Raw genomic sequence first — 24,127 nt, 5'->3', positions numbered from 1 at the left:
CGCGCTGGTTCCCCTCATCGTGCCTGGCCGAGCTCGGCGTTCGCCTGGTCGGTCGCCACGGTCTTGTCCTTGGCCGCCTTCAGCTTCGCGAGGTAGCCCTGCACGTACTGGCGCATCGAATCGTTCTGCTCCTGCAGCGCGCGCAACGAGTCGCCACCAGTGGTGGCGTAATCACTGCTGGCGGGGTCCTTCCCGGGAGCTTTCAGCGCCGTGACGATGTCCGCGATCTTGCGGCCGTCGGCCGTGATCTTCGTGAGCTGGTCTTCCCACAGCCCGATCACGGCATCGAGCTCGGCGGGCTCCATCTCGAAGGTGCCTCCGGCCCCACCCCCGCCGCCGTACACGGGGCCACGGCCGGAGACGTCGCCGAAGACGGTTTGGGCCGCGCGGCCCGCTTCGCCGATGATCAAGGCCCGTTCCTCTCCCCAGTCTCACTCACCGTGATGGCGCACAGCGTAGTCACCGGCCACGTCTGTGTCAGCAGAACGTGGCCGAGGTGAGACGAAGAAAGAAGCGACCCGGTTCCGGCGACTCCACGTCACAGTACGTACGTACGGATTGCGAGAACCCCGTCCCAGATGTCAGGATTCCAGGATGCCACGGGTCAGCCAGGATCACCTCGACGCACGCCGGCGCCAGATCCTCGACGGTTCGCGCGTGTGCTTCGCCCGGTACGGCTACGAGGGTGCCACAGTCCGCCGCCTCGAGGAGGCGACGGGTCTGTCCCGCGGAGCCATCTTCCACCACTTCCGCGACAAGGAGTCGCTGTTCCTCGCGCTTGCCGAGGACGACGCCGTGCGGATGGCCGACGTCGTGGCCGAACAGGGCCTGGTGCAGGTGATGCGCGAGCTGCTCTCCGGCGACAGCGAGCACCCCGCCGACTGGCTCGGTACGCGGCTCGAGGTGTCCCGGCGGCTGCGCACCGACCCGGAGTTCCGCGGCCGCTGGGCCGAGCGCTCCGAGCAGCTGACCACCGCGACGCGCGAACGGCTCATGCGCCAGCGCGGGGCAGGCAATCTGCGCGACGACGTGGACGTGGACGTGCTCACCGCGTTCCTCGAGCTCGTGCTCGAAGGTCTGGTCTCCCACCTCGCGATGGGACTGCCCGGCGACGACCTCGGCCCCGTCCTCGACCTGGTCGAGGAGACCGTCCGGCGCCACCGGCCCGGGACCACCCGATAGGCGCTCACACTGCGCCGCGGTCACTTTCGTGTTGAATGTGGCCGTGGAGATCCTCGACGCGCACGGACAGGCCCTCGCCCTCTTCGACCGGGCCGTGCACGAAATCGGACCCGGTGACTGGGCTCGCGGCACGCCCTGCGCCGACTGGTCCGTGCGCGACCTCGTGAACCACCTCGTCGTCGAACAGCTGTGGGTTCCGCCCCTGCTCGACGGCGCCACCCTCGACGACGTCGGCGACCGCTTCGACGGCGACCAGCTCGGAGACGACCCCGTCGCCGCCTGGGAGACGTCGGCGGCCACGGCGCGCGAAGCGTGGCTGGTGCCCGGCGTGCCGCAGCGCACCGTCCACGTCTCCTTCGGGCTGATCCCGGCCGAGGAGTACGGCTGGCAGATGTCCATCGACTTCGCCGTGCACGCCTGGGACCTCGCGATGGCACTCGACAAGCCGAACCCCATCCCGTCGGACCTGGCGGCCCGCCTGCTCGAGGTCGTGCGGCCGTGGGTCGACGACTGGCAGGGCATCGGCCTGTTCGAGCCGCCGGTCGCCGTCGGGCGGACCGCGAACGAGGCGACGAGGCTCGTGGCGCTCCTGGGCCGGCAGCCGCGCTGAGCCACACCGCTTCACCCGGCTCTCACCCGTCCGGCGTCCGGAGCACGTTAAGATTGTCGGCATCGTCGCAGTACAAGCCGATTCCCTGACTAGGAGTGACTCCACACGTGCGCGCCGCGCAATCGCCCGGTGACAGTACCGGGCCGGGTCGACAACCCGGCTGCCCGCTAGCCGCCCACTTCCCCGTCCCGGACGGTGCGGCATGACCCACGTCCTGCTCTCCGTGGCCGGTGTGCTGGTCTTCGTCCTCCTCACGATCGGCACCGGCCTCGCCGTCGCCGCCGAGTTCTCGCTGACCGCCCTCGAGCGCAGCACCGTCGACGCCGACGTGCGCCAGGTGGGCGACCGTCGCTCGCTCGCGGTGCAGAAGGCGCACCGCACGCTGAGCTTCCAGCTCTCGGGTGCCCAGGTCGCGATCACCCTCACCACGCTGATCACCGGTTACCTCGCCGAGCCGCTCATCGGCGAGCTCGTGCGGCCGATCTTCGACGCGGTGGGCGTGTCCGAGGCCGTCGCGGCCGGCGCGTCGATCGCCGTCGCGCTGGTGGTGGCCACGTTCCTGTCGATGATCCTCGGCGAGATGGTGCCGAAGAACATCGCGATCGCGCGCCCGCTGCGCACCGCCCGCGCCGTGACCGGCTACCACTCTCGGTTCTCCGCGCTGTTCCGCTGGCTCATCACGCTCATGAACAACAGCGCCAACTTCGTGGTGCGCAAGTTCGGCGTCGAGCCGCAGGAAGAGCTGCGGTCCGCGCGCTCGCCGCAGGAGCTCGGGTCGATCGTGCGCTCCAGCGCCGAGAGCGGGAAGCTCGACACTTCCACGGCGGAGCTGCTGGACCGCTCGCTGCGTTTCGGCGAGCGCACCGCCGACGAGCTCATGACCCCGCGCGTGCAGGTCGAGTCCCTGACCGTGGACGACACGATCAACGACCTCATCGAAATCTCGCGCCGCACGGGGTTCTCCCGTTTTCCGGTCTACCGCGAGGACCTCGACGACGTGCAGGGCGCTGTGCACGTGAAGCAGGCCTTCGCGGTGCCCGGCGACGATCGCGCCACCGTGCGCATCGGCTCGGTCATGCGCCCCGTGCCGACCGTGCCCGAGTCGCTCTCGGGCGACGACCTGCTCAACCGCCTGCGCGACTCCCGCTACCAGCTCGCCATCGTCGTCGACGAGTACGGCGGCACGGCCGGGCTGGTGACGCTGGAGGACGTGGTCGAGGAGATCATCGGCGACGTTCGCGACGAGCACGACGACCGCGAAGCCCCGGCGTCGCAGCAGGTCGGCTCCGACAGCTGGCTCGTGTCGGGCCAGCTGCGCGCCGACGAGGTCAGCGAGGTCACCGGCTTCCGCATGCCCGACGGCGACTACGAGACGATCGCCGGCCTGATCCTCGAACGCCTCGGCCGCATCCCCGCCGAGGGTGACGCCACCGTCGTCGACGGCTGGCGGCTCACCGTCACGAGCATGGACCGCCACCGCATCGCCGAGGTCGAGGTGCGGCCCGTGGAACCCGGTCCGGGCCAGAACGCCGACCAGGACCCGGGCGCCGCGCGGGAGAAGACCGCCGCGCCACACCAGGTCACCGAACGCGAGGTGGTCGCGTGAACGACTGGCTGAACATCGCCCTGGTCGTGGTGCTGCTGCTCGCCAACGCGTTTTTCGTCGGCGCCGAGTTCACGCTGATCTCCTCGCGCCGCGACCGCCTGGAAGCGTTGCTGGATCAGGGAAAGACGCGCGCGAAGATCGTGATCAACGCCAGCAAGCACGTGTCGCGGATGCTCGCGGGCGCGCAGCTGGGCATCACCATCTGCTCGCTGCTGCTCGGCCGGCTGGGCGAACCCGCCGTGGCGCACCGGCTTTCCGGGTTCTTCGACCTGTTCGGCCTGCCCCAGCAGCTGCTGCACCCGATCTCGTTCGCGATCGCGCTGGCGTTCATCACGATGCTCCACGTGCTGATCGGCGAGATGGTGCCGAAGAACCTCGCCATCGCCGAGCCCGAACGGCTCGCGCTCTGGCTGGTGCCCGCGCACGTCGCGTGGGTGAAGCTCGCGAGCCCCGTGATCTGGTTCCTCAACCTCGTCGCCAACGCGTTCCTGCACCTGGTGAAGGTGGAGCCGAAGGACGAGCTGGAGACGGCGTACACCTCCGACGAGCTGGCCGAGCTGCTCAGCGAGTCGCGGCGCGAGGGGCTGCTCGAACACTCGGAGCACCAACGGCTTTCGCAGACGTTGTCGTCGGTCGCGAAAACCGTGTCCGACGTGCTCGTGCCCACCGCGCAGCTGACCACCCTCCCTTGTGGACCGACGCTCGGCGACGTGGAACGCGCGGTGTCCGCGACCGGGTTCTCGCGGTTCCCGGTCTGCACCGACGACGGCATGCTCACCGGCTACATCCACGTGAAGGACGTGCTCGACCTCGTCGGCCAGAGCGCGAACACTAGCGTGCCGGACTCGAAGACCCGGCCGCTCACCGAGCTGCGCGCCGACGCGCGGCTCGACGTGGCGCTCTCGGCCATGCGCAAGGAGGGCAGCCACCTCGCGCGGGCGCTCGACGCCGCGGGCAAGGCGGTGGGTGTCGTGGCGCTGGAGGACCTCGTCGAGGAGTACGTGGGCACCGTGCGCGACGGCACGCACGTGACGGCATGACCGGCCCGCTCGTCCTCGCGGAACCGGACTGGCAAGCACGCCAGGCCGAGCACGTCGAGCGGATGCGGGCGTGGACGGTGCCACACCAGGAACGCCGGGCGCGGGGCGAGAAGCACCCCGTGCTCGACTTCCTGTTCACGTACTACTCGTACCGGCCCGGGCACCTCGAACGCTGGCAACCGGGCCCGGGTGTGGTTCTCGCGGGCCCGGCCGCGCGGCGCTTCCTCGACCGGCCGGCCTTCGTCGAGACGGCCGCCGGCGTGACGCTCGACCCGGCCGCCTTCACCGAACGCCGCGTCCGGACGGCTGAGTTCGTGTTGCGGCTGCTCGACGCCACGGCGAGCCGTTCCCCGCGGCTGAGCTGCTTCGGCCTGCACGAGTGGGCCATGGTCTACCGCGAGCCGGCGGACTCCGTGCGGCACTCGCAGGTGCCGCTGCGGCTCGGCTCGGCCGGCACCGACACGGTGGTCGAGTCGCTCGAGATCCGCTGCGGACACTACGACGCGTTCCGGTTCTTCACCGACCCGGCGCGGCCGCGCAACACCCTCGAGCCCGTCCGCGAGAACCAGGTCGAGCTGGAGCAGCCGGGCTGTCTCCACGCGAACATGGACCTCTTCAAGTGGGCCTACAAGCTCGACCCGTTCGTCCCGGCCGAGCTGGTGGCCGACTGCTTCGAGCTTGCCTCCGACGTCCGGGAGCTCGACATGCGGGCCAGCCCGTACGACCTTTTGGCCTACGGCTACTCTCCTGTGCGCATCGAGACGCCCGAAGGGCGGGCCGAGTACGCCCGCGCGCAAGGCGGCTTCGCGCGCCGGGCGGCGCCGCTGCGAGCTCGGCTCATCGCGCTCTGCCGTCACCTGCTCGGCGGAACCTGGTGAATTGTGTACAGACCGTGCAACTCTGAGTCACAATATTCACCCAGGGTCGCTGGCCTGTTAGGGTGATAACGGTTTGATTGCATAGCAGCGCGTGCGCGCACATCTCGAAAGGACAACGATGGGGCGACACACACTGGCCGAAGAGCCGGTGCCGCACCCTCTCGATCCGCCGAAGCGCCAGCAGGGCCGCAGCGAGACGACGGGCTCACACCGGATCGTCGCCGCGAAGGCTCCGCGCCGCCGGATCGCTGGTTGGCCCATCGCCTGTGCCGGGCTCGTCGTCCTGGTCGCGCTCGGCGTCTTCGGCTGGAACTGGGCCGACAGCGTGCTCAACAACCGCGCCGAGGCCCAGGCCGCCAGCTGTGGCGGGAACCGGACCACCGTCAGGCTCGTCGTGACCCCGCAGATCGCGAAGCCGGTCGAGGCCGCCGCGAGCCGCTGGGACGCCGATCTGACCCCGGTGCACGGTGCCTGCTTCCAGGTCGACGTCACGACCAAGCCGTCGTCGGTGGTCCTCGACGCGCTGACCGGCAAGACCGACCTCTCGACCATCGGCGGCCTGCCCGACGGCTGGATCCCCGAGTCGTCGTACTGGGTCACGCAGCTGACGAACGCCAAGCCCGAGCTCATCGGCTCGCCGGCGATGCCGATCGGCTCCGGCCCGCCCGCCGACTACCCGTTCGTGGGCCTCGCGGCGGCGTCCGTCGGCGACACGGCCACCGACGAGAACCAGCAGCGCGCCACGCAGAGCTTCCGCGCGTTCCTCAAGGAACCCGCCCAGCTGGCCGACTTCGCGGCCGCCGGTATCCGGGCGGCGTGACCCGCGTCAGCCGAAAACACCGAAACGGCCGGTCCCGAGAGTTTCCGGGCCGGCCGTTTCCGTACGCCAGGCGGCGCGGCTCAGCCGAAGGTATCGGGATCGGCGCCCGTGCGGGTGCCGTTGTCGAGCTCGGCCAGTGCCGCGAGGTCGTCGTCGGCGAGCTCGAAGTCGAACACGGCGAAGTTCTCGCGGATCCGCGCCGGCGTCGCCGACTTCGGGATGGCGATCGTGCCCATCTGCAGATGCCAACGCAGCACGAGCTGGGCGGGCGTCTTGCCGTACTTGGTCGCGAGCGCCGTGACCACGCGGTCGCCCAGCAGCCGGCCCCGTGCGAGCGGGCTCCAGGCCTCCGTGGCGATGCCGTGCTCGGCGTGGAAGGTGCGCAGCGGCAGCTGCTGCAGCCACGGGTGCAGCTCGACCTGGTTCACGGCCGGGACCACGTCGGTCTCGTCGAGCAGCCGGCTCAGGTGCGTGATGCCGAAGTTCGACACGCCGATGGCGCGCACCCGCCCGTCGCGGTAGAGCTGCTCCAGCGCCCGCCAGGTCTCCACGTAGCGGTCGCGGCGCGGCTGCGGCCAGTGGATGAGGAACAGGTCGATCTGCGCCAGCCCGAGCGCGGCAACGCTGTGGTCGAAGGCGCGCAGCGCGTTGTCGTACCCGTGCTGGTCGTTCCACAGCTTCGTGGTCACGAAGAACTCGTCCCGCGGCAGGCCCGAAGCGCGGATCGCTTCGCCGACCTCGGCCTCGTTGCCGTACATCGCGGCGGTGTCGATGCTGCGGTAACCCGCTTCGATCGCGGCGCCGATCACCTTCCCGGCCTGCGCGGCGCGGACCTGGTAGACGCCGAAGCCGAGCTGCGGGACGGTGACGGAGTTGTTCAGGGTGAGCAGGGGCGGGTTGGCCATGAAGGCGGATCCTCACTGCGGTGTCCTGGGGTGACCTCTCCCGATCCTTCCACTCCCGTGGCCCCTGGGCTCGTCACCCCGCCGCACGATCGGGTCAGGCACTCGCCCGGGCCCGCAGGTACTCGGCCGTTTCCGGGTTCGCCGGGTAGAAGGACTCGATGACCAGCTCGGCGACCGTGACGTCGAGCGGGGTGCCGAACGTCGCGACCGTGCTGAAGAACGTGAGCTCCGTGCCCCGGTGGAGGTAGCGCAGCGGGACGAAGATGTCGCCCGGTCCGGGCACCTCGACCTCGGGCACCGGCTGGTCGCACGGGTACTCCCGCAGTTCGGCCAGCAGCTCGGCGAGCCCGGCGTCGGCCGTCTGCTCGACCTGGCGGCGCAGGCGGCCCAGCAGGTGGGCCCGCCACTCCCCCAGATTCAGCACGTTCGGGGCCATGCCGTCGGGGTGCAGGGTCGCGCGCAGGACGTTCGCGGGCGGTGCCAGCAGGTCCGGCGCCACGCCCGCGACCAGCACGCCGAGGCTCGCGTTGGCGTCGACGAGGTTCCAGCCGCGGTCGACCACGGCCGCGGGGTACGGCTCGTGGCCGGTGAGCAGCTGGCGGACGGCGTCGCGCACGGCCGTCAGTTCCGGCGCGCCCAGCTCGGTCTCGCCGTACGCGGGGGCGTAGCCGGCGGCCAGCAGCAGGCGGTTGCGTTCGCGCAGCGGCACTTCGAGGTGCTCGCCGAGGCGCAGCACCATCTCGCGGCTCGGTTTCGAGCGGCCGGTTTCGACGAAGCTCAGGTGCCGGGTGGAGATGTCCGCGGCGATCGCGAGGTCGAGCTGGCTGATGCGGCGCCGGTCGCGCCACTCCCGCAGAAGCTCGCCGACCGCGCGCCGCGCAGGGGCTTTCACCGAAGTCGTCACGCCCCCGACGCTACGGGGCCGGCCGCGCTCAGGCCATTACCTCGCGGGTAATCGCCGGAGGCGGCGTGGGCCGGGTGGGGCCGTTACCTCCGGCGTAATCGACGAACCGCGCCCGGCGCAGCAGTCTTGGTGGCATCAGGACGGCGAACTCGTTGTCCGCCAAGCAAAGGGAGCTTCCCCGTGTCCGACGTGACGAGCACTGTCGAGCAGTACATCGCGATCTGGAACGAGACCGACGCCGAGCGCCGGCGCGCCCTCGTCGCCGAGGTTTTCACCCCCGACGCGTCCATGACCGATCCCCTGGGCTCGGTGACCGGCCACGACGGCATCGACGGGTTCATCGGCGGCGCGCAGGCGCAGTTCGCCGGGCTGACCTTCAGCCTGCCGAAGGCCCCCGACGCCCACCACGACCTGGCGCGGTTCCAGTGGTACCTCACGGCGCCGGGCGCCGACGAGCCGCTGGCCATCGGGTTCGACGTCGTCGAACTGACCGACGGCCGGATCGCCAAGGTGCACGGGTTCCTGGACAAGATCCCGGGCTGAGGTCGCGGGCGGGAGTGCGGCGGGCTCGCGATCGACCGGGTCCGCCGTTGCTCCACAGTGGACGACCGATGGGGCGTCGCTCACCGGAACGGCGTGTCCGCGGCGGGAAATCCGGCGGTCGCACGAGGTCCGGACCACTACGAAGGCCGCCGGGAAAGCTCGTGCTCCGGAGGTCTGAACCATCCGGCCCCGGCCCGGTGAGCACCGGGGCCGAGGTCCTCCCCACTCTGTCCGTACCCCGTGGGGCGCCTGAGAGTTTCACCCGCGTGGATACCCGGGTTTGCACCGTCGGCGGAACCGGCTGGTGGTGTCCAGCGGGCCCACTTTCCAGAGGCGTCTCGTCCGCGCGGTCCAGGGTGCCTGAGAGGTTCCGGGGAGGACTTGCTCCTTCGGCGCCGAGCTCGTGGATGCCGGCTCGGTCTCTCCCGCGCGGGTTCGTCGACCGCGCAGTCAGAATACCTTGTCCTCGCGGGCGGTGATCACCCGGTGCGGCGGGAGTTGCGGCGCTGGGTGAGCTCGTCCGGGACGACCGATTCGATCACGCCGCCGTCGGCGCGTTCGGCGGGGAACTCGTGGATCGTGCCGCTGATCTCCTGCATCGCACCGCTCACGGCGATGCCGAACACGCCCTGCCCGCCCTGGAGCAGATCCACGATCTCCTCCGGCGAGGTGCACTCGTACACCGTGGTGCCGTCCGAGAACAGGGTGACCTTCGCGAGGTCGCGCACGCCGCGCACGCGCAGGTGCTCCACCGCGACCCGGATGTTGTGCAGCGAGACCCCGGTGTCCAGCAGCCGCTTCACGACCTTCAGGACCAGGATGTCCTTGAACGAGTACAGCCGCTGCGAGCCCGAACCGTGCGCGGTGCGGATGCTCGGCGCGACCAGCTTCGTCCGGGCCCAGTAGTCGAGCTGGCGGTATGTGATCCCCGCGATCTGGCACGCGGCGGGGCCGCGGTAGCCGACGAGCTCATCCGGAAGGGAGGCGTCGGGGAACAGCTCACCCTGCTCGCCATCGGCGGCACGAACGGGCGGCCTCTCCGGACTACCAGCCTCGACCACGCAAGCCTCCCTTCGCCCGACCTGGCGGCCGGCGAACGACACCGGTCGAGCCCAGGAGCGGGATCGGCCGGGGAGAACCGCCACGATCGTGCTCCGGTCGGAGAATCACATCGTGGCGATTTACCGCCTTCGACGGTAAGGCCGCGCCGCGAGCCGGTCAACGCGACGCGCGGCGCACCTCAAGCTGGTCTTGAGGCTTTAGTCCGTTCGCCGTACGGTTTGACACTTTTTACTCAGCTGAGTAATTTATTACTCATGCGAGTAAACTTCGACACGCAAGCAGAGCTCGGGCTGAGCGTCACGGAGGCGACAACCCGGGCGCAGATCATCGCGGCGACCATCGCCACGATCGCCGAGCACGGCTACGCGCGCACCACGTTCGCCAAGATCAAGGAACGCGCGGGGCTGAGCAGCACGCGCATGATCTCCTACCACTTCACGAACAAGGCCGGGCTCATGCAGGCCGTGCCGAGCACGGTGTCCGAGACGAAGGCGATGTTCCTGCAGGAGCGCAGCAAGGGCCTCGACCCCGGCGACCGGCCGGGCAACCTGCGGGCCCACATCGAGACGTCGGTGGCGTTCCTGCGCGACTACCCGGAATGCGTCCGGGTGCTCGCGGAGCTCTCGGCGAACGCCGACGACGCGGACGGCTGGGCGATGACCTCGGTGCTCGTGGGCCAGCTGCGGGTGGGCGGCGTGCAGCGCCAGCTCAAGCAGGGGCAGGACGAGGGGGTGTTCGGCGAGTTCGCGCCGGAGGTGATGGCGATGTCGATCGCGCAGGCCATCGACGGGGTGGGGGCGGCCTACGCGGCCGACCCGTCGACCGACCTCGACCGCTACGGACGGGAAATCGCCGACCTCTTCGAGAGGGCGACTGCTCCGAAGCGGTGAACCGGGCGGGAACGTGGTGCGCGACCGCGTTCCCGCCACCGGCGGCTCAGGTGTCGGCGCCGCGGAAGTCTTCGGGGGACACGGAGTCGAGGAACTCGCGGAACTTCTCGACCTCGTCCTCCTGCTCGTCCGGGATGATCAGGCCCGCCTCCTCCAGCACCGCGTCCACGGCGTGGATGGGGACCCCGATCCGCAGCGCCAGGGCGACCGAGTCGCTGGGGCGCGCGGACACCCGGATGTCCCCGTCGAAGACGAGCTCGGCGAAGAAGGTGCCTTCCTTCAGGTCCGTGATCACGACCTGCTCCAGCTCGCGGCCGAGCGCCCCGATGACCTCTTTGAGGAGGTCGTGGGTCAGCGGCCGGGCGGGTCGTACTCCCTGCTGCTCCAAAGCGATGGCGGTGGCCTCGACCGAGCCGATCCAGATCGGCAGGTAGCGCTCGCCCTCGGTTTCCCGCAGCAACAAGATCGGCTGATTGGCGGGCAGCTCCACCCGCACACCGACGACGCGCATCTCGCTCATCGGGTTTCGCCTCCCTCTCGTGCACACGGGCTGCAGCGCTTGCGACGTACTCGCGCCGTTGGGTTCGACGCTACCCGTCATCCGGGCGCTGTGCTCGCTAGTGGTGGACATTCTCGGTTCGCTGCACCGCAAACCGTCTCTCACGGTACGGCATACGGTGCCGAACATTCAGTCATTGACATGTGACGCACACCGGTGTTCAGCCCGTTACGTCCGGTTCAACCACCGGTGACTCCCCGAATCCCCGCTTTCACGAGGAGCGTATGGAGCGTGACGGACAGCGCGGACAGCTCCCGGACCACCTCGTCGGCCCTCGCTTTCGCGTCCGCGTCACGGTGGCGATACACGGGGGTCACGATCTGCTCCAGCAGGCCGACTTCGCGGTCGGCCGCGGCGCGGAAGGCACGCAGATGTCTCGGCTCGATACCGAATTCGGTCATCGCCTTCACCGTGCGCGCGATCAGCACCGCGTCGGGGCCGAAGAAACCCGCCGCGCCCGGTCGCACGAGCCCGTACTGCTGCAGCTCGGTGAGCGTCGCGGCGGTGATGCCGGCTTGCGCCAGCAGCTCCTCCTGCGTCAGCCGGAGCTCGGGACCGGTCTCGAAGTCGTCGGCGTCGGGCAACCCGCCGGTGTCGGCCGGGTCGAGCGACACCAGCTTCCGGGGCAGGCGCGGAGCGGGCGCGGCGGGCTCCGCTCCGGAGTCCGCCGCGTCCAGCTGTTCCTTGATGACCTTGAGCGGGAGGTAGTGGTCCCGCTGCGCGGACAGCACGAAGCGAAGCCGCTCCACGTCCGCCGGGGCGAACTGCCGGTACCCCGAGGGCGTGCGGCCCGGCCGGACCAGGCCTTCCGCTTCGAGGAACCGGATTTTGGAAATGGTGACATCGGGGAAGTCGCCGCGCAGCTGCGCCAGGACCGCCCCGATGCTCAACCCGTCGCGCCGGGCCTCCGAACGACCGGGCTGCCCGGCCGCCGTCACTGTGCCCCCTGGCCCCCGTGCCCCGGGCCCGTCAGGAAGACGAGGCGGAACTTCCCGATCTGCACCTCGTCGCCGCCGGCCAGCACGGCCTGGTCGACCGGCTCGCGGTTGACGTAGGTGCCGTTCAGGCTGCCGACGTCGATCACCACGAACTCCCCGCCCTCACGCCGGAACTCGGCGTGCCGGCGGGAAACGGTGACGTCGTCGAGGAAGATGTCGCTGTCGGGGTGCCGGCCCGCGCTCGTGGTGTCGCGGTCCAGCAGGAAGCGCGAGCCCGCGTTGGGGCCCCGCTTCACGACCAGGAGGGCGGAACCCGGGGGCAGGGCGTCGACGCCCTGGACCGGTGCCTCGGCAGCCGGCGCGGACTCCTGGCCTTCGACATCGGCCAGGAAGTCGGCCCGGAAGACAGAGGTCCGCTCCGGAGACTGCTCCGGGGGAACGCCGGGCCCGTCGTTCGTGCTCACCTGAGCTCTCCTCTACACACAATGTTGCCTATGACCAAGAACGTGTAGCTGCCAACGTACCGTGCCTGATCGGTTCGGAACCCCGGGGCTCCCCCTTGCGCGGGCGGAACCCCCGGGCCAGGCCGAACCCACCTCAGCCGGTGATGAGCGCCTGGTACGCCTCGGCTTCGAGCAGGGCGTCGAGCCCCGCGGGGTCGTCGAGGCGGATCTCCACGAGCCAGCCCTCGCCGTACGGGTCGGAGTTGATCAGCTCGGGCGAATCGGAGACCGCGGCGTTCACCGCGACGATCTCGCCGTCGACCGGCGCGAACAGCTCCGAGACGCTCTTGGTGGACTCCACCTCGCCGAAGACGTCGCCCGCGTCGACGTGCTTGCCGACCTCGGGCAGGTCGACGAACACCACGTCGCCGAGCTGGTCCTGGGCGTACTCCGTGATGCCCACGCGGACCAGCGCACCCTCACGCGTGGCCACCCACTCGTGTTCCTCGGTGTAACGCAGCTCTTCTGGAGTGGTCAACGCCCCTCCCCTTTCTCGAACCGACTTCGTCGCGGGCAGTCTTCCATCACCGGCTGCGAAGCGCGCGCACCACCTGCACGACGTAGAGCGCGCCGGACCAGACGTAGAGCACCCCGCCCCAGACCATGAAGGCGTAGGCGATCGGCCGGGCCACCACGGCCACGGTCGAGCCGCCCTGCGTGAGCAGCAGGAACGGGAAGGCGTACATGAGCACGAAGGTCGCGCCCTTGCCGATGTAGGTCACCTCGGGCGGCGCGAACCCGCCGCGGCGCAGCACGAGCACGCAGACCGCGAGCACGACCTCGCGCAACACGAGCGGCACGACGACCCACCACGGGATGATGTCGCGGATGAGGAACGCGACGAGCGTCGCGAGAATGTAGAGCCGGTCGGCGGCGGGGTCGAGCAGCTGGCCCAGCCGCGACATCTGGTCGAGCCAGCGGGCGAGCTTGCCGTCGAGCCAGTCGGTCAGCGCCGAGAAGACGAGCAGCGCGAGCGCCCAGCCGTCCTCTTTCGGGCCGAGCAGCAGCCAGAGGAACACGGGCACGCCCGCGAGCCGCAGCAGCGACAGGAGGTTGGGGACGTTGAACGCCTGCCGCAGCAGGGAAGGCTCCGTCTTGGGCTCGGGGACCGTGGTCACTCGCTCAGCCTAGAGGTGCGGACCGGCACCGACGCCGGTGGTCACGCGGTCGGGTCGCGGGTTCGTGGCGCGCGACCCGACCGCGGAGCTGGGGTTGGAAAAGCGGCATGGAAGAGGGGTTGAAAAGCAAGGGGGAACGCAGCGAGCGGAAGCGCTGCCGGGCCTCGAAGCCGCGCGCTCTCGCACACGAGCTTCGAAGCGGTCGGCGGGAAACGGTACGGCGGCGGTCAGCCGGCGCGGCGGTGGCTCCAGCCGCGGCGCTGCAGCTCGGCGTTGCTGAGGCGCTCGGGGCGGCCGCGGTCGTCGTTGCCGACCCAGCGGGCGCGGCCGGCTCGGCCTTCGAGGACGTACGGGCGGCCGCAGCACCACACGACGCTGCAGGGCGTCGTGGGCGGCGTGGTGGGCCGCGCGGTCGGGTCGGTGAGGTCGGAGGCTGACGGGGTGCCGGGCTCGGTGGCCGTTTCGGTGGTCATGCTGTGCGGTGCTCTTGTCTCTCGGGGTCGGCGGGTGATCGGGGACGGGAACGCGCTGGGCGCTCCTCACGTATTTCGGTCCGAAGGCGGCGAACGTTAACGACCGCGGCGAAGATTCGTCCGATCGGTGAGGAAGGAATTCGCGCTGTATCAGTGCGTTAACACCAGCTTAACCGTCCACAATAGACTCGCCACTGGGGGAGCCCACCGAGGCGGAAGCCCCGGTTCCGGTAACCTCCGCCCGCCGCGCCGGGTGTCGGTGCGGGTCACAGCGCCGGCGGCGGGCCAGAATGCCGGAGAGGACCCCTGGCGAAAGGACCCCGGTGCCCCCGTCGAAGCCCGCCTGGCGGCCGCTGCTCGCGGCCTGGCTCGTACTGCCGGCGCTCGCCGCCTGTTCGGGCGAACCCGAGCCCCGCGCGGCGGTACCGCCACCACCCTCCGCGACCACGGCGCCGCCGACGACCTCGTCGACGCACCCGATTCCTCCCCCGCCTCCTGAAACCACGCAGGCGCCCCCGAGCACGCACCCGAAGGCCCCGAGCACCACCTCGGCGGTTCCGGGGTCCTGCGGCACCGTGACGGCCGCGAGCGGGCTGACCCTCTACGTGTTCGACAGCCGGGCCGGCGGGGTGCCCTGCGCCGAGGCGATGGCGCTCGTGCGCGACTTCCACGCGAAGATCGCCGGCCGGCAGGGCACGGGGTCCAACGACGCCGTGAACGACACCGTGTCGGGCTGGCTGTGCACCTCGGGCCCGCCGGCGGCGCAGGGCGGCACGACGTGCAGCAAGGGTGAGCAGACGGTGTTCGCGGCCGTCGTCCCCTCGGAGTGAGGCCGAAGGGACGACGGCCGCGCGACCTCAGGCCTTGAGGTCCGGGAAGTCGTCCTCGCGGTGCTCGCCTTCGGGCCGGGTGTTCTCGTGCTCGCGCCCGCGCAGCTCGACGCGGCGGATCTTGCCGGAGATCGTCTTCGGCAGCTCGGCGAACTCCAGGCGCCGGATCCGCTTGTACGGCGCGAGGTGCTCCCGCGCGTACGCCAGGATCGCGCGGGCGGTGGCCGCGGTGGGCTCGTGGCCCGCGGCCAGCACGACGTAGGCCTTGGGCACGGCGAGTCGGATCGGGTCCGGCGCGGGCACCACGGCGGCCTCCGCGACGGCTTCGTGCTCCAGCAGCACGCTCTCCAGCTCGAACGGCGAGATCCGGTAGTCCGACGCCTTGAACACGTCGTCGGTGCGCCCGACGTAGGTGAGGTAGCCGCGTTCGTCGATCGAACCGACATCACCCGTGTGGTAGTAGCCGTCGCGGAAGGCTTCCGAGGTGCGTTCGTCGTCGTCCGCGTAGCCCACCATCAGGCCGACCGGCCGGTGCGCGAGGTCGAGGCAGATCTCGCCCTCGGTGGCCCGCTCGCCCGTGACCGGGTCGACCAGCGCGACCACGAAGCCCGGCAGCGGCCGGCCCATCGAGCCGGGAACCACGGCCTGGCCGGGAGTGTTGGCGATCTGCACGCTGCTCTCGGTCTGGCCGAACCCGTCGCGGATGGTGACGCCCCAGGCCTTCTCGACCTGCTCGATCACCTCGGGGTTCAGCGGCTCGCCTGCGCCGACCACCTTCTGCGGCGGGGTTTTCAGCACCGTCAGGTCGGCCTGGATGAGCATGCGCCACACCGTGGGCGGCGCGCAGAAGCTCGTGACCCCGCAGCGGTCCATCTGCGCCATGAGCGCCGTGGCGTCGAAGCGCGTGTAGTTGTACAGGAACACCGTGGCCTCGGCGTTCCACGGCGCGAACACGTTGCTCCACGCGTGTTTCGCCCAGCCGGGCGAGGAGATGTTCAGGTGCACGTCGCCCGGCTCGAGGCCGATCCAGTACATTGTGGACAGATGCCCGACCGGGTAGGACACGTGCGTGTGCTGCACGAGCTTCGGTTTCGCCGTGGTGCCCGAGGTGAAGTACAGCAGCAGCGGGTCGCCCGCGGCCGTCACGCCTTCCGGGGTGAAGCCGGCCGGTTCGGCGTATGCGGTGGCGTAGGCGTGCCAGCCCTCCACCGGCTCGCCGACGGCGATGCGGGTGTAGTCCCCCGCCACGTCGACGAACTTCGGCGCGTCGGCCGAGCGCACGACCACGTGCTTGGCCTGGCCGCGCTCCACGCGGTCGGCGAGGTCGGCCGGCCCGAGCAGCGTCGAGGCCGGGATGATCACTGCGCCGAGCTTGGTCGCGGCGAGGATCGTCTCCCACAGCTCGCCCTGGTTGCCCAGCATGAGGATCAGCCGGTCGCCGCGCGAGACGCCGAGGCGGCGCAGCCACGTGGCGACCTGGTCGGAGCGGGCGGACATCTCCGGGTAGGTCCAGCGGTTCTCGGTACCGTCCTCCTCGACGATCCACAGCGCGTACCGCTGCGCGTTCGCCGGGTCGCGGGCCACCACGTCGAACCAGTCGAGCGCCCAGTTGAACTCCGCGGGCCGCGGCCACGCGAACTCCCGGACGGCGGTGTCGTAGTCCTCGCGGTGGGACTGGAGGTAGTCCCGCGCCTCCCGAAAGACCTGGTGGGCCTCGCCGGCCCGCTGGTTCCCCGAAGCGCCATTGCTCACGTCGTGCTCCCTCGTGCTCGCGTACGTGCCTGTTCTACTCGCCCTTGAACTCGGGCGCGCGGCGCTCCATGAACGCCTGCACCGCCTCGGCGAGGTCCTTGCTCGGGAGGAACGCGGAGTTCCACGCCGCGACGTACCGCAGGCCCTCGGCGACCTGGCGCTCGGTGTTGGCGGCGAGCACCTGCTTGGTGCCCTGCACGACGAGCGGCGGGTTCGCGGCGATGTCGGCGGCGAGCTTGCGCGCCTCGACCAGCAACGTCTCCTGGTCGGGGTAGACGTCGTTGACCAGGCCGATCTTCTCGGCCCGCGCGGCGTCGACGTCCTTGCCGGTCAGGGCGAGCTCGCGCACGTGGCCCTCACCGACGATCGTGGCCAGCCGCTGCAGGCTGCCGAGGTCGGCGACGATCGCGACCTTCACCTCGCGCACGCTGAACTTCGCGTCGGCGCTGGCGAGGCGCACATCGGCGGCGCTGATCACGTCGACGCCGCCGCCGATGCACCAGCCGGACACGGCGGCGATCACGGGCTTGCGGCACTCGGCGATCGAGCTCACGGACTCCTGCAGGCGGCGGACCTCGCGGTGGAAGTCCGTGCGCGGCCCGGCCAGCGCGTCGCCGGCGAGCATCGGGGCCCAGCCGCCCATCATCGCGGGCAGGTCGAGGCCGTAGGAGAAGTGCGCGCCGCTGCCGGTGAGCACGATCGCGCGCACGCGCGGGTCGGCGTCGAGGGCGGCGAAGACCAGCGGCAGCTCACGCCAGAAGTCGGGGCCCATGGCGTTGCCCTTCGCCGGGCCGAGCAGGGTGACTTCGGCGACGTGGCCGTCGAGGTCGACCTTCAGCGAGACGAGATCGGGCAGGGAGTCGGCAGGTGCGGTCATGCCTGTCATCTTGAACCATCCGGTTGACGCTGTGCCAATTCGGTCGCGGGATGCTTTCCTGGGATGGACACGAGAGATCGAAGCGGCCCTCGACCACGAGAGGAAGGTGGCGCATGAGCCCGGCCCCCGTTCTTGCCGTCGACGACCTGCCGGCGGAACCCCCGCCGGCGCGCCGCTCGCGCCCGATCGAGCTGTCCGGCTCGTTCACCTGCGACGGCCAGCGCCTGGCCTACACCGAGTACGGCTCGGGCGAGCGCGTCGTCGTGCTGATGCACGGCATCATGTTCACCCGCCGCATGCACGCGCCCCTGGCCCGCCGGCTCGCGCGCTCGGGCTTCCGCGTGATCACCCTCGACCTGCTGGGCCACGGCGAGTCCGACCGGCCGACCGAGTCGTGGCGCTACTCGATGCCCGCCTTCGGCGAGCAGGCCGTGGCGCTGCTCGACCACCTCGGCCTGGACGACGCCGTGCTGGGCGGCACGTCGCTCGGCGCGAACGTCGCGCTCGAGGTGGCGGTGGCGCAGCCGGCGCGGGCCCGCGGGCTGGTCGTGGAGATGCCGGTGCTGGACAACGCGATCGTCGCCGGGCTGCTGACGTTCGCCCCGCTGCTGTTCGCCGCGCGCTTCCTGCCGGTGACCGTGCGCGGCGTCGCGCTGGCGGCCAACCTCGTGCCGCACGGCAGCCAGTGGGTCGACGTCGTGACCGACACCCTGACCCAGCAGCCCGAACCGATGGCCGCGCTCCTGCACGGTGTGCTGTTCGGCCGGATCGCGCCGCCGAAGTCGGTCCGCCGGGCCATCACCACACCCGCGCTGGTGATCGGCCACGAAGGCGATCCGATCCACCCCTTCGGCGACGCCGACACCCTGGCCGCGGACATGCCACGCGCGGAGTTCGTCCAGGCGCGCAGCCCGGTCGAGCTCCGTTCCGATCCCAACCGCCTGACCGCGGCGATCACCGACTTCGCCGAGCGCTGCTACGAAAGCTGACTCACTTCGCGAGGCCGGCCACCGGGCCGAACACGATCACCGCCGGCGGCCGGACGCCCGCGGCGGCCGCTTCGTCGGCCACCTTCCCCAGCGTTGAGCGCAGCGTGCGCTGCGTGCGCATGGTGCCGTCTTCGACGATGGCGACCGGCGTGTCGGCGGGGCGGCCGCCGTCCAGCAGCGCCGACGCGAACTGGGGCAGGCGTTCGACGCCCATCATCAGCACGATGGTGCCGCGCAGGCCGGCCAGCAGGGACCAGTCGACCAGCGAGCGCGGGTCACCGGGGGCGACGTGGCCCGAGACGACCACGACCTCGTGGGCGACGCCGCGGTGGGTGACCGGCACGTCGGCGACGGCGGGGACCGCGAACGCGCTCGTGATGCCCGGGACCATCGTCACCGGCACACCCGCTTCGGCGCAGGCCAGCGCCTCTTCGAACCCGCGGCCGAACAAGTAGGGGTCGCCGCCCTTGAGCCGGACGACGAACTTGCCCTCCTTGGCCTTCTCGATCAGCGTGCTGTTGATCACGTCCTGGCTCGCGGCGCGGCCGTACGGGATCTTCGCCGCGTCGACGACTTCGACCTCCGGCGCGAGCTCGTCCAGCAGCTCGCGCGGCGCGAGGCGGTCGACGACCACCACGTCGGCGCGCGAGAGCAGCCGGCGGCCACGGACGGTGATCAGGTCCGGGTCGCCCGGCCCGCCGCCGACCAGGGCGACGCCCGGCAGTTCGGTGTCGCCGTCTCGTGGTGCGCGACCGTCGATGACCGTGCCGGCGTGCAGGGCGTCCAGGATGCTGTCGCGGACTGCGGCCGACCGCAGCGGCTCACCGCCGGACAGGACGCCGAAGAGCAGCCCGCCGTGGCGGCCGGAAGCCGGGGTCACAGCGCTGCCGGACTCCCCCTCGTCGGCGCGCACGCAGAACACCCGCTCGCGTTCGGCCTCGGCGCACACGGCGGCGTTGGTCTCGGGGTCGTCGGTGCAGGCGAGCGCGTACCAGGCGCCGGTGAGGTCGCCCTCGGCGTAGGGGCGCTCGTGCCAGACCAGCTCGCCCGCGTCGGCCATCGCGCTCACCGACGGGGTGGTGTGCGGCGAGACCAGCTCCACCCGCGCGCCCGCGCGGATGAGCCGCGGGAGGCGGCGCTGGGCGACCGAGCCGCCCCCGACCATCACGACGCGGCGGCCGGCGAGCTGGAGTCCGGAGAGGTAGTGCGGGTCGTCCATAGCCCGAAAGTCTGCCTGCCCGGCCCGCTCAGCGCTGCAGCAGGGCCAGCAGCCCGGTGTTGCCGAACATCGTCGCCGCCTCGACCGCGGACGGCGTGCCCGCGCGCGGATCGGCACCACCCGCCACCAGTGCCTTCACGACCTCGGGCTCGTCCTTGAACACGGCGCCGGCGAGCGGGCTCTGGCCCCGGTCGTTGACCCGGTCGGGATCCGCTCCGCGCGCGAGCAGCGCCGTCACCGTCTCCGCGTGCCCGTGGTAGGAGGCAAGCATCACCAGGGTGTCGCCGCGGTCGTTGGTGAGGTTCGCGGGGATGCCGGCGTCGACGTACGCGGCGAGGCGCTCCGTGTCGCCCTTACGCGCCATGGTGAACACGCGGGCCCACAGGTCGAGCTCCTCGTCCGACGGCGTCCCGGAAACCATGCGCCGAGTCTGGCACGCCGGCTCCCGGGACGCCGGGTGGTCGACCGGGCGTCAACCCCGCGCGGAGTTCGGGTACGGCAGCAGCGCCATCTCCCGCGCGTTCTTGATGGCCGAGGCCACCTGCTTCTGCTGCTTCGGCGTCAGCCCCGTCACGCGGCGGGCGCGGATCTTGCCGCGGTCGGAGATGAAGATCCGCAGCAGGTCGACGTCCTTCCAGTCGACGGCCGTGATCCCCCGGGTGCGCAACGGGTTCGCCCGCTTGCGGGGCGCGCGTTCGTGCTTGGGCATCCGGCTCACCAGCTCGACTTCGAGACGCCGGGGAGCTCGCCGTTGTGCGCCATCTGCCGCATGCGCACGCGCGACAGGCCGAACTTGCGCAGGTAGCCGCGCGGCCGGCCGTCGGCGGTGTCGCGGTTGCGGATGCGGGTGGTGCTCGCGTCGCGCGGCATGCGCTGCAGCGCCACCACCGCGTCGGCCTTGTCCTGCGCCGACGAGTGCGGCGAGGCGATCACGGCCTTGAGCGCCCGGCGCTTCTCGACGTAGCGGGCGGCGATCACCTTCCGCTGCTCGTTCTTCGCGATCTTCGACTTCTTCGCCATCAGCGCTCTTCCTTGAACTCGACGTGCTTGCGCGCCACGGGGTCGTACTTGCGCAGGACCATCCGGTCGGGGTCGTTGCGCCGGTTCTTCTTCGTCACGTACGTGTAGCCGGTGCCCGCGGTGGACCGCAGCTTGATGATCGGCCGGACGTCGGTGCTCTTCGCCATTTAGAGCTTCACCCCCTTCGCGGCCAGCTCCGCGACAACCGCGTCGATCCCGCGCTTGTCGATCGTCTTCATGCCCTTCGCCGACACCTTGAGCCGCACGGTCCGGCCGAGGCTCGGCACGGTGTAGCGGCGGGTCTGCAGGTTCGGCTCCCAGCGCCGTGACGTGCGGCGGTGCGAGTGCGAGACCTGCTTGCCGTAGCCCGGCTTTCTGCCGGTGACCTGGCACACGGCTGACACGGACCCTCCCGAGTTGATAGTGATATTCGTTTTCAATTACGCTCGCCACCGTACCCCGTCCCGTCGACTGGAGCTTCAGTGACCCCACACCCGCGTGTCCCGCTCGTGCTCGTCAGCGGGCTCGCCGCCGAAGGCAACGACGAGCTCGCCGAACTGCTGCGCCGCGCCGGCCCCGGCGTCGCCGTGGTCCACCACGACCTGCGGCAGATCGGCAGCGGCATCGTCCGCAGGCGGATCCGCCTCGGCCCCCGTGACCAGCTCACCGCGCTGGAACTGGCCCACGGCTGCGTGAACTGCACGCTGCGCGAAGACCTCCTACCGCTGCTGCGCCGGCTCGCCCGGCGGCCGGAGGTGGACCGGATCGTGCTGCGCCTCGACGAGGCCATGGAGCCCGAGCCGGTGAGCTGGGCCATCGCCAACGTGCTGGTCGGCGATCGGCCCGTGAGCGACGACGTCGAGATCGAGGCCGTGTTCACCACCGTCGACCGCGCCGCCTGGCTCGCCGACGCGTCCGGCGACGAGCTGCTCCTGGAACGCGGCCTGCTGGGCAGCCCCGAGGACGAGCGGACCGTCGCGCAGGTCGCGCTGGCCCAGGTGGAGTTCGCCGATGTGCTGGTGCTGGCCGGCGACGTGCCCGACGCCTGGTGCGCCGCGAAGACCGCGGCCGTGCTCGACCGCGTCGCACCCTCGGTCCCGCGCGTCGTGCTGAAGGGCGCGAACTCCGGCCTGCTGTTCGCCGCCGTCCCGCCGGAATCGCGCCGCGGCGAAGTCGTCGACCTGCACGGCGCGCTCCTGCGCGGCCAGCCGCCGCTGCACGCCGACTGCGGCATCGAGGTCCTCACCTTCACCTCGCAGCGGCCGTTCCACCCCGAGCGCCTCCACGAGGCGATCGACACGCTGCTGGGCGGCGTGATCCGCACTCGCGGCCGCGCGTGGGTCGCGAGCCAGCCCGACATCGCGTTCTGGCTCGAGTCGGCGGGCGGCGGCCTCGCGATCGGGCACGCCGGGCCGTGGCTGGCCTCGCCCGACGGCCCGGACTGGACCGACGTCTCCCCCGAACGCCGCACGCTCGCGTCGCTGCGCTGGCACCCGGTGCACGGCGACCGCGCACAGGAGCTCGTGGTGGTCACGGATCTGGTGGCGCCGAAGGAAATCGAGGACGCGCTCAACGCCGCGCTGCTCACCGACGCCGAGCTGGCCGAGGGAGAAGCTGCCTGGCGCAGCTACCCCGACCCGTTCGGTGAGTGGCACGAAGACCCGTGCGAGGCAACCGAAGACGACGCAGAAGACGAAGAGCGGCACGTCAACGCCGCCAACCGGAAGGAAGAACCGCAGTGAAACCCGGCATCCACCCCGACTACCACCCCGTGGTGTTCCGCGACTCGGCCACGGGCGACGCGTTCCTCACCCGCTCCACCGCGACGTCCGAGCGGACGATCGAGTGGAGCGACGGCCACACCTACCCGCTCGTGGTCGTGGACATCAGCTCGTGGTCGCACCCGTTCTGGACCGGCAACCAGCGGATCGTCGACTCCGCGGGCCAGGTCGAGAAGTTCCACCGCCGCTACGGCCGGCGCGAGAAGGGTGGTGCGCGCTGATGGCCGTGCCGAAGCGGAAGAAGTCCCGCAGCAACACCCGTTCGCGCCGTGCGCAGTGGAAGGCGGCGGTGCCCGACCTGGTGCCGATCACGGTGGACGGCGAGCGCAAGCTCGTGCCACGCCGCCTGATCAAGCACTTCCAGCGGCTCGACCGGTGAGCGTGCCCGTCACCGTCCTGTCGGGGTTCCTCGGCGCGGGCAAGACCACACTGCTCAACCACATCCTCGCCAACCGCGAAGGCCTGCGGGTGGCGGTGATCGTGAACGACATGAGCGAGGTCAACATCGACGCCGCGCTGGTACGCGACAGCGTGTCTCGCACCGAGGAGCGCCTGGTCGAGCTGACCAACGGGTGCATCTGCTGCACGCTGCGCGAGGACCTGCTCCACGAGGTCGCGCGCCTGACCGCGGACGGCCGGTTCGACCACCTGCTCATCGAGTCGAGCGGGATCTCCGAGCCGATGCCGGTCGCCGCCACGTTTTCCTTCCCCGGCGACGACGGCACGCCGGCGCTGTCCGGCGCCCGGCTGGACACGATGGTGACCGTGGTCGACGCCGTGAACTTCGGCCGTGAGCTGGCCGGCGGTGACGCCCTGGGCGAGCGCGGCCTCGACCAGTACGAGGGCGACGAGCGCACGGTCAGCGACCTGCTCGTGGACCAGGTCGAGTTCGCGGACGTGCTGCTGCTCAACAAGACCGACCTCGTCTCCCCCGCCGAGGCCGAGCGGCTGGCGGCGGCGCTGCGCCGGCTCAACCCGGGCGCCGACGTCGTGACTTCGGAGTTCGGGCGGGTGCCGCTCGGGCGCGTGTTCGGCACCGGCCGCCACGACCCGCTGCGCGCGCAGCAGGCTCCGGGCTGGGTCGCGGAGCTCAACGGCGACCACGTGCCGGAGACCGAGGAGTACGGCATCTCCAGCGTCGTGTTCCGCGCCACCCGGGCGTTCGACCCGGCGCCGCTGTGGGATTTCGTCACGACCCGCCTCGACTCGGGCGAGTTCGGCACCGTGCTGCGCTCCAAGGGGTTCTTCACGCTCGCGTCGCGACCGGGCGTGCTCGGCCTGTGGTCGCAGGCGGGCTCGGTGGCGCGGTTCGAACCGCAGGGCGTCGCCGCGGCGCCGCAGCAGGAGCTGGTCTTCATCGGCGTCGGGCTCGCCGGCGACGCGCTGCCGGCCGCGCTCGAGGCGTGCCTCACCGACGAACCGGTGACGGCGGATCCCTTCCCCGGGTGGGAGGCCGTGCACGTCCACTGAGGACAGACGTTTTCGAAGGCCGCGCGACCCGGGTCGCAGGTCGCGCGGCCTTCGTGTTCCCGGGAGTTCCTTGATCGTTCACCGCCCCGTGCGATCATGCTGTTCGGGCGGGTTCGACGTCGGAAACACCACGTCTGAACTGGGTGATTCGTTGGGAT

Annotated in this window: 32 protein-coding genes and 1 riboswitch; of the genes, 14 read left to right on the top strand and 18 right to left on the bottom strand. The window is 71.1% G+C overall.

Annotated elements, in window-relative coordinates:
• Window positions 1-14: 14 nt before the first annotated feature.
• Window positions 15-410: a hypothetical protein gene (locus tag QRX50_RS32100; protein WP_285966856.1), complete on the bottom strand. Its 396-nt coding sequence runs from the start codon at window positions 408-410 to the stop codon at window positions 15-17.
• Between the two features lie 184 nt (window positions 411-594).
• Between QRX50_RS32100 and QRX50_RS32095 the strand changes: the two genes are divergently transcribed.
• The 6 genes from QRX50_RS32095 (at window position 595) to QRX50_RS32070 (ending at window position 6,136) form a co-directional block, all read left to right on the top strand.
• A complete protein-coding gene (locus QRX50_RS32095) occupies window positions 595-1,182 on the top strand; it encodes a TetR/AcrR family transcriptional regulator (RefSeq protein WP_285966855.1) in 588 nt (195 codons plus the stop codon).
• Window positions 1,183-1,210: 28 nt separating this feature from the next.
• Window positions 1,211-1,792 carry a TIGR03086 family metal-binding protein gene (locus QRX50_RS32090; RefSeq protein WP_285966854.1) on the top strand — a complete coding sequence of 194 codons (582 nt, stop codon included), beginning with the start codon at window positions 1,211-1,213 and terminating at the stop codon, window positions 1,790-1,792.
• 202 nt (window positions 1,793-1,994) lie between these two features.
• Window positions 1,995-3,398 carry a hemolysin family protein gene (locus QRX50_RS32085; protein WP_285966853.1) on the top strand — a complete coding sequence of 468 codons (1,404 nt, stop codon included), beginning with the start codon at window positions 1,995-1,997 and terminating at the stop codon, window positions 3,396-3,398.
• Window positions 3,395-4,438 carry a hemolysin family protein gene (locus tag QRX50_RS32080; protein ID WP_285966852.1) on the top strand — a complete coding sequence of 348 codons (1,044 nt, stop codon included), beginning with the start codon at window positions 3,395-3,397 and terminating at the stop codon, window positions 4,436-4,438. The genes QRX50_RS32085 and QRX50_RS32080 overlap by 4 nt, the downstream gene beginning before the upstream one ends.
• Complete coding sequence (locus QRX50_RS32075) at window positions 4,435-5,316, top strand: 3-methyladenine DNA glycosylase (protein WP_285966851.1); 882 nt, start codon at window positions 4,435-4,437, stop codon at window positions 5,314-5,316. Before QRX50_RS32080 ends, QRX50_RS32075 begins: the two co-directional genes overlap by 4 nt.
• A gap of 118 nt (window positions 5,317-5,434) precedes the next feature.
• Window positions 5,435-6,136, top strand: coding sequence for a hypothetical protein (locus QRX50_RS32070; RefSeq protein WP_285966850.1), 702 nt, complete (start codon window positions 5,435-5,437; stop codon window positions 6,134-6,136).
• 80 nt (window positions 6,137-6,216) lie between these two features.
• Here QRX50_RS32070 and QRX50_RS32065 read toward each other — a convergent pair whose 3' ends face one another.
• Both QRX50_RS32065 and QRX50_RS32060 read right to left on the bottom strand, forming a co-directional pair.
• The gene (locus tag QRX50_RS32065; RefSeq protein ID WP_285966849.1) at window positions 6,217-7,041 is read right to left on the bottom strand and encodes an aldo/keto reductase; all 825 of its coding nucleotides are present in this window, start codon (window positions 7,039-7,041) and stop codon (window positions 6,217-6,219) included.
• A 94-nt stretch (window positions 7,042-7,135) separates the two neighbouring features.
• Window positions 7,136-7,945 carry a helix-turn-helix domain-containing protein gene (locus QRX50_RS32060; RefSeq protein WP_285966848.1) on the bottom strand — a complete coding sequence of 270 codons (810 nt, stop codon included), beginning with the start codon at window positions 7,943-7,945 and terminating at the stop codon, window positions 7,136-7,138.
• A 180-nt stretch (window positions 7,946-8,125) separates the two neighbouring features.
• Here QRX50_RS32060 and QRX50_RS32055 point away from each other — a divergent pair, with 180 nt between their 5' ends.
• The gene (locus tag QRX50_RS32055) at window positions 8,126-8,488 is read left to right on the top strand and encodes a nuclear transport factor 2 family protein (RefSeq protein WP_285966847.1); all 363 of its coding nucleotides are present in this window, start codon (window positions 8,126-8,128) and stop codon (window positions 8,486-8,488) included.
• A 337-nt stretch (window positions 8,489-8,825) separates the two neighbouring features.
• A riboswitch (glycine riboswitch) is annotated at window positions 8,826-8,926 on the bottom strand.
• A 41-nt stretch (window positions 8,927-8,967) separates the two neighbouring features.
• On the opposite strand, the gene QRX50_RS32050 is transcribed toward QRX50_RS32055, so the two are convergent.
• Window positions 8,968-9,549: a MerR family transcriptional regulator gene (locus QRX50_RS32050; RefSeq protein ID WP_285966846.1), complete on the bottom strand. Its 582-nt coding sequence runs from the start codon at window positions 9,547-9,549 to the stop codon at window positions 8,968-8,970.
• A 255-nt stretch (window positions 9,550-9,804) separates the two neighbouring features.
• Between QRX50_RS32050 and QRX50_RS32045 the strand changes: the two genes are divergently transcribed.
• Window positions 9,805-10,440 carry a TetR/AcrR family transcriptional regulator gene (locus QRX50_RS32045; RefSeq protein WP_285966845.1) on the top strand — a complete coding sequence of 212 codons (636 nt, stop codon included), beginning with the start codon at window positions 9,805-9,807 and terminating at the stop codon, window positions 10,438-10,440.
• A 46-nt stretch (window positions 10,441-10,486) separates the two neighbouring features.
• Here the strand turns inward: QRX50_RS32045 and QRX50_RS32040 are convergent, their stop codons facing one another.
• The 6 genes from QRX50_RS32040 to QRX50_RS32015 form a co-directional block, all read right to left on the bottom strand.
• Complete coding sequence (locus tag QRX50_RS32040) at window positions 10,487-10,960, bottom strand: bifunctional nuclease family protein (RefSeq protein WP_009078856.1); 474 nt, start codon at window positions 10,958-10,960, stop codon at window positions 10,487-10,489.
• A gap of 218 nt (window positions 10,961-11,178) precedes the next feature.
• Complete coding sequence (gene ftsR, locus QRX50_RS32035; protein WP_285966844.1) at window positions 11,179-11,937, bottom strand: transcriptional regulator FtsR; 759 nt, start codon at window positions 11,935-11,937, stop codon at window positions 11,179-11,181.
• Window positions 11,934-12,401 (bottom strand): glycogen accumulation regulator GarA, encoded by a 468-nt coding sequence (gene garA / locus QRX50_RS32030; protein ID WP_033287853.1) that lies wholly within the window; start codon window positions 12,399-12,401, stop codon window positions 11,934-11,936. The genes ftsR and garA overlap by 4 nt, the downstream gene beginning before the upstream one ends.
• 133 nt (window positions 12,402-12,534) lie before the next feature.
• Window positions 12,535-12,918 carry a glycine cleavage system protein GcvH gene (gcvH, locus tag QRX50_RS32025; protein WP_285966843.1) on the bottom strand — a complete coding sequence of 128 codons (384 nt, stop codon included), beginning with the start codon at window positions 12,916-12,918 and terminating at the stop codon, window positions 12,535-12,537.
• A gap of 46 nt (window positions 12,919-12,964) precedes the next feature.
• Complete coding sequence (gene clsA, locus QRX50_RS32020; protein WP_285966842.1) at window positions 12,965-13,558, bottom strand: cardiolipin synthase ClsA; 594 nt, start codon at window positions 13,556-13,558, stop codon at window positions 12,965-12,967.
• A 227-nt stretch (window positions 13,559-13,785) separates the two neighbouring features.
• Complete coding sequence (locus QRX50_RS32015) at window positions 13,786-14,031, bottom strand: hypothetical protein (protein WP_285966841.1); 246 nt, start codon at window positions 14,029-14,031, stop codon at window positions 13,786-13,788.
• Between the two features lie 323 nt (window positions 14,032-14,354).
• Between QRX50_RS32015 and QRX50_RS32010 the strand changes: the two genes are divergently transcribed.
• Window positions 14,355-14,861: a hypothetical protein gene (locus QRX50_RS32010; protein WP_285966840.1), complete on the top strand. Its 507-nt coding sequence runs from the start codon at window positions 14,355-14,357 to the stop codon at window positions 14,859-14,861.
• Window positions 14,862-14,888: 27 nt separating this feature from the next.
• On the opposite strand, the gene QRX50_RS32005 is transcribed toward QRX50_RS32010, so the two are convergent.
• Both QRX50_RS32005 and QRX50_RS32000 read right to left on the bottom strand, forming a co-directional pair.
• Window positions 14,889-16,613 (bottom strand): AMP-binding protein, encoded by a 1,725-nt coding sequence (locus tag QRX50_RS32005; RefSeq protein ID WP_285966839.1) that lies wholly within the window; start codon window positions 16,611-16,613, stop codon window positions 14,889-14,891.
• 34 nt (window positions 16,614-16,647) lie between these two features.
• Entirely contained in the window at window positions 16,648-17,490 is an 843-nt protein-coding gene (locus QRX50_RS32000) for a crotonase/enoyl-CoA hydratase family protein (RefSeq protein ID WP_285966838.1), read from the bottom strand.
• A 113-nt stretch (window positions 17,491-17,603) separates the two neighbouring features.
• Here QRX50_RS32000 and QRX50_RS31995 point away from each other — a divergent pair, with 113 nt between their 5' ends.
• Complete coding sequence (locus tag QRX50_RS31995; protein ID WP_285966837.1) at window positions 17,604-18,479, top strand: alpha/beta fold hydrolase; 876 nt, start codon at window positions 17,604-17,606, stop codon at window positions 18,477-18,479.
• A 1-nt stretch (window position 18,480) separates the two neighbouring features.
• Here the strand turns inward: QRX50_RS31995 and cobA are convergent, their stop codons facing one another.
• From cobA to rpmB, 6 genes are read right to left on the bottom strand one after another with little or no spacing between them, the layout of a single operon-like run.
• Window positions 18,481-19,698, bottom strand: coding sequence for a uroporphyrinogen-III C-methyltransferase (gene cobA / locus QRX50_RS31990; RefSeq protein WP_285966836.1), 1,218 nt, complete (start codon window positions 19,696-19,698; stop codon window positions 18,481-18,483).
• 28 nt (window positions 19,699-19,726) lie between these two features.
• Window positions 19,727-20,119, bottom strand: coding sequence for an ankyrin repeat domain-containing protein (locus tag QRX50_RS31985; RefSeq protein WP_285966835.1), 393 nt, complete (start codon window positions 20,117-20,119; stop codon window positions 19,727-19,729).
• Between the two features lie 51 nt (window positions 20,120-20,170).
• The gene (gene rpsR / locus QRX50_RS31980) at window positions 20,171-20,407 is read right to left on the bottom strand and encodes a 30S ribosomal protein S18 (RefSeq protein ID WP_285966834.1); all 237 of its coding nucleotides are present in this window, start codon (window positions 20,405-20,407) and stop codon (window positions 20,171-20,173) included.
• A 5-nt stretch (window positions 20,408-20,412) separates the two neighbouring features.
• Window positions 20,413-20,718: a 30S ribosomal protein S14 gene (gene rpsN / locus QRX50_RS31975; protein ID WP_285966833.1), complete on the bottom strand. Its 306-nt coding sequence runs from the start codon at window positions 20,716-20,718 to the stop codon at window positions 20,413-20,415.
• Entirely contained in the window at window positions 20,718-20,885 is a 168-nt protein-coding gene (gene rpmG / locus QRX50_RS31970) for a 50S ribosomal protein L33 (RefSeq protein ID WP_003091682.1), read from the bottom strand. Before rpmG ends, rpsN begins: the two co-directional genes overlap by 1 nt.
• Entirely contained in the window at window positions 20,886-21,122 is a 237-nt protein-coding gene (gene rpmB / locus QRX50_RS31965) for a 50S ribosomal protein L28 (protein ID WP_285966832.1), read from the bottom strand.
• Window positions 21,123-21,200: 78 nt separating this feature from the next.
• Here rpmB and mrf point away from each other — a divergent pair, with 78 nt between their 5' ends.
• Genes mrf through QRX50_RS31945 form a run of 4 tightly spaced genes read left to right on the top strand, consistent with a single transcriptional unit; the run spans window position 21,201 to window position 23,969 of the window.
• Window positions 21,201-22,460: a ribosome hibernation factor-recruiting GTPase MRF gene (gene mrf, locus QRX50_RS31960; protein WP_285966831.1), complete on the top strand. Its 1,260-nt coding sequence runs from the start codon at window positions 21,201-21,203 to the stop codon at window positions 22,458-22,460.
• A complete protein-coding gene (locus QRX50_RS31955) occupies window positions 22,457-22,720 on the top strand; it encodes a type B 50S ribosomal protein L31 (protein ID WP_285966830.1) in 264 nt (87 codons plus the stop codon). Before mrf ends, QRX50_RS31955 begins: the two co-directional genes overlap by 4 nt.
• Entirely contained in the window at window positions 22,720-22,878 is a 159-nt protein-coding gene (gene rpmF, locus QRX50_RS31950; protein WP_285966829.1) for a 50S ribosomal protein L32, read from the top strand. Before QRX50_RS31955 ends, rpmF begins: the two co-directional genes overlap by 1 nt.
• On the top strand, window positions 22,875-23,969 hold the full coding sequence (locus tag QRX50_RS31945; protein ID WP_285966828.1) for a GTP-binding protein: 1,095 nt from the start codon (window positions 22,875-22,877) through the stop codon (window positions 23,967-23,969). Before rpmF ends, QRX50_RS31945 begins: the two co-directional genes overlap by 4 nt.
• The last annotated feature ends 158 nt before the right edge of the window (window positions 23,970-24,127 follow it).

Source organism: Amycolatopsis sp. 2-15 (genome assembly GCF_030285625.1).
Taxonomy (GTDB): Bacteria; Actinomycetota; Actinomycetes; order Mycobacteriales; family Pseudonocardiaceae; genus Amycolatopsis; species Amycolatopsis carbonis.
The sequence above is the reverse complement of the archived record's forward strand: the minus strand, read 5'-3'. Positions and strand labels throughout refer to the sequence as shown.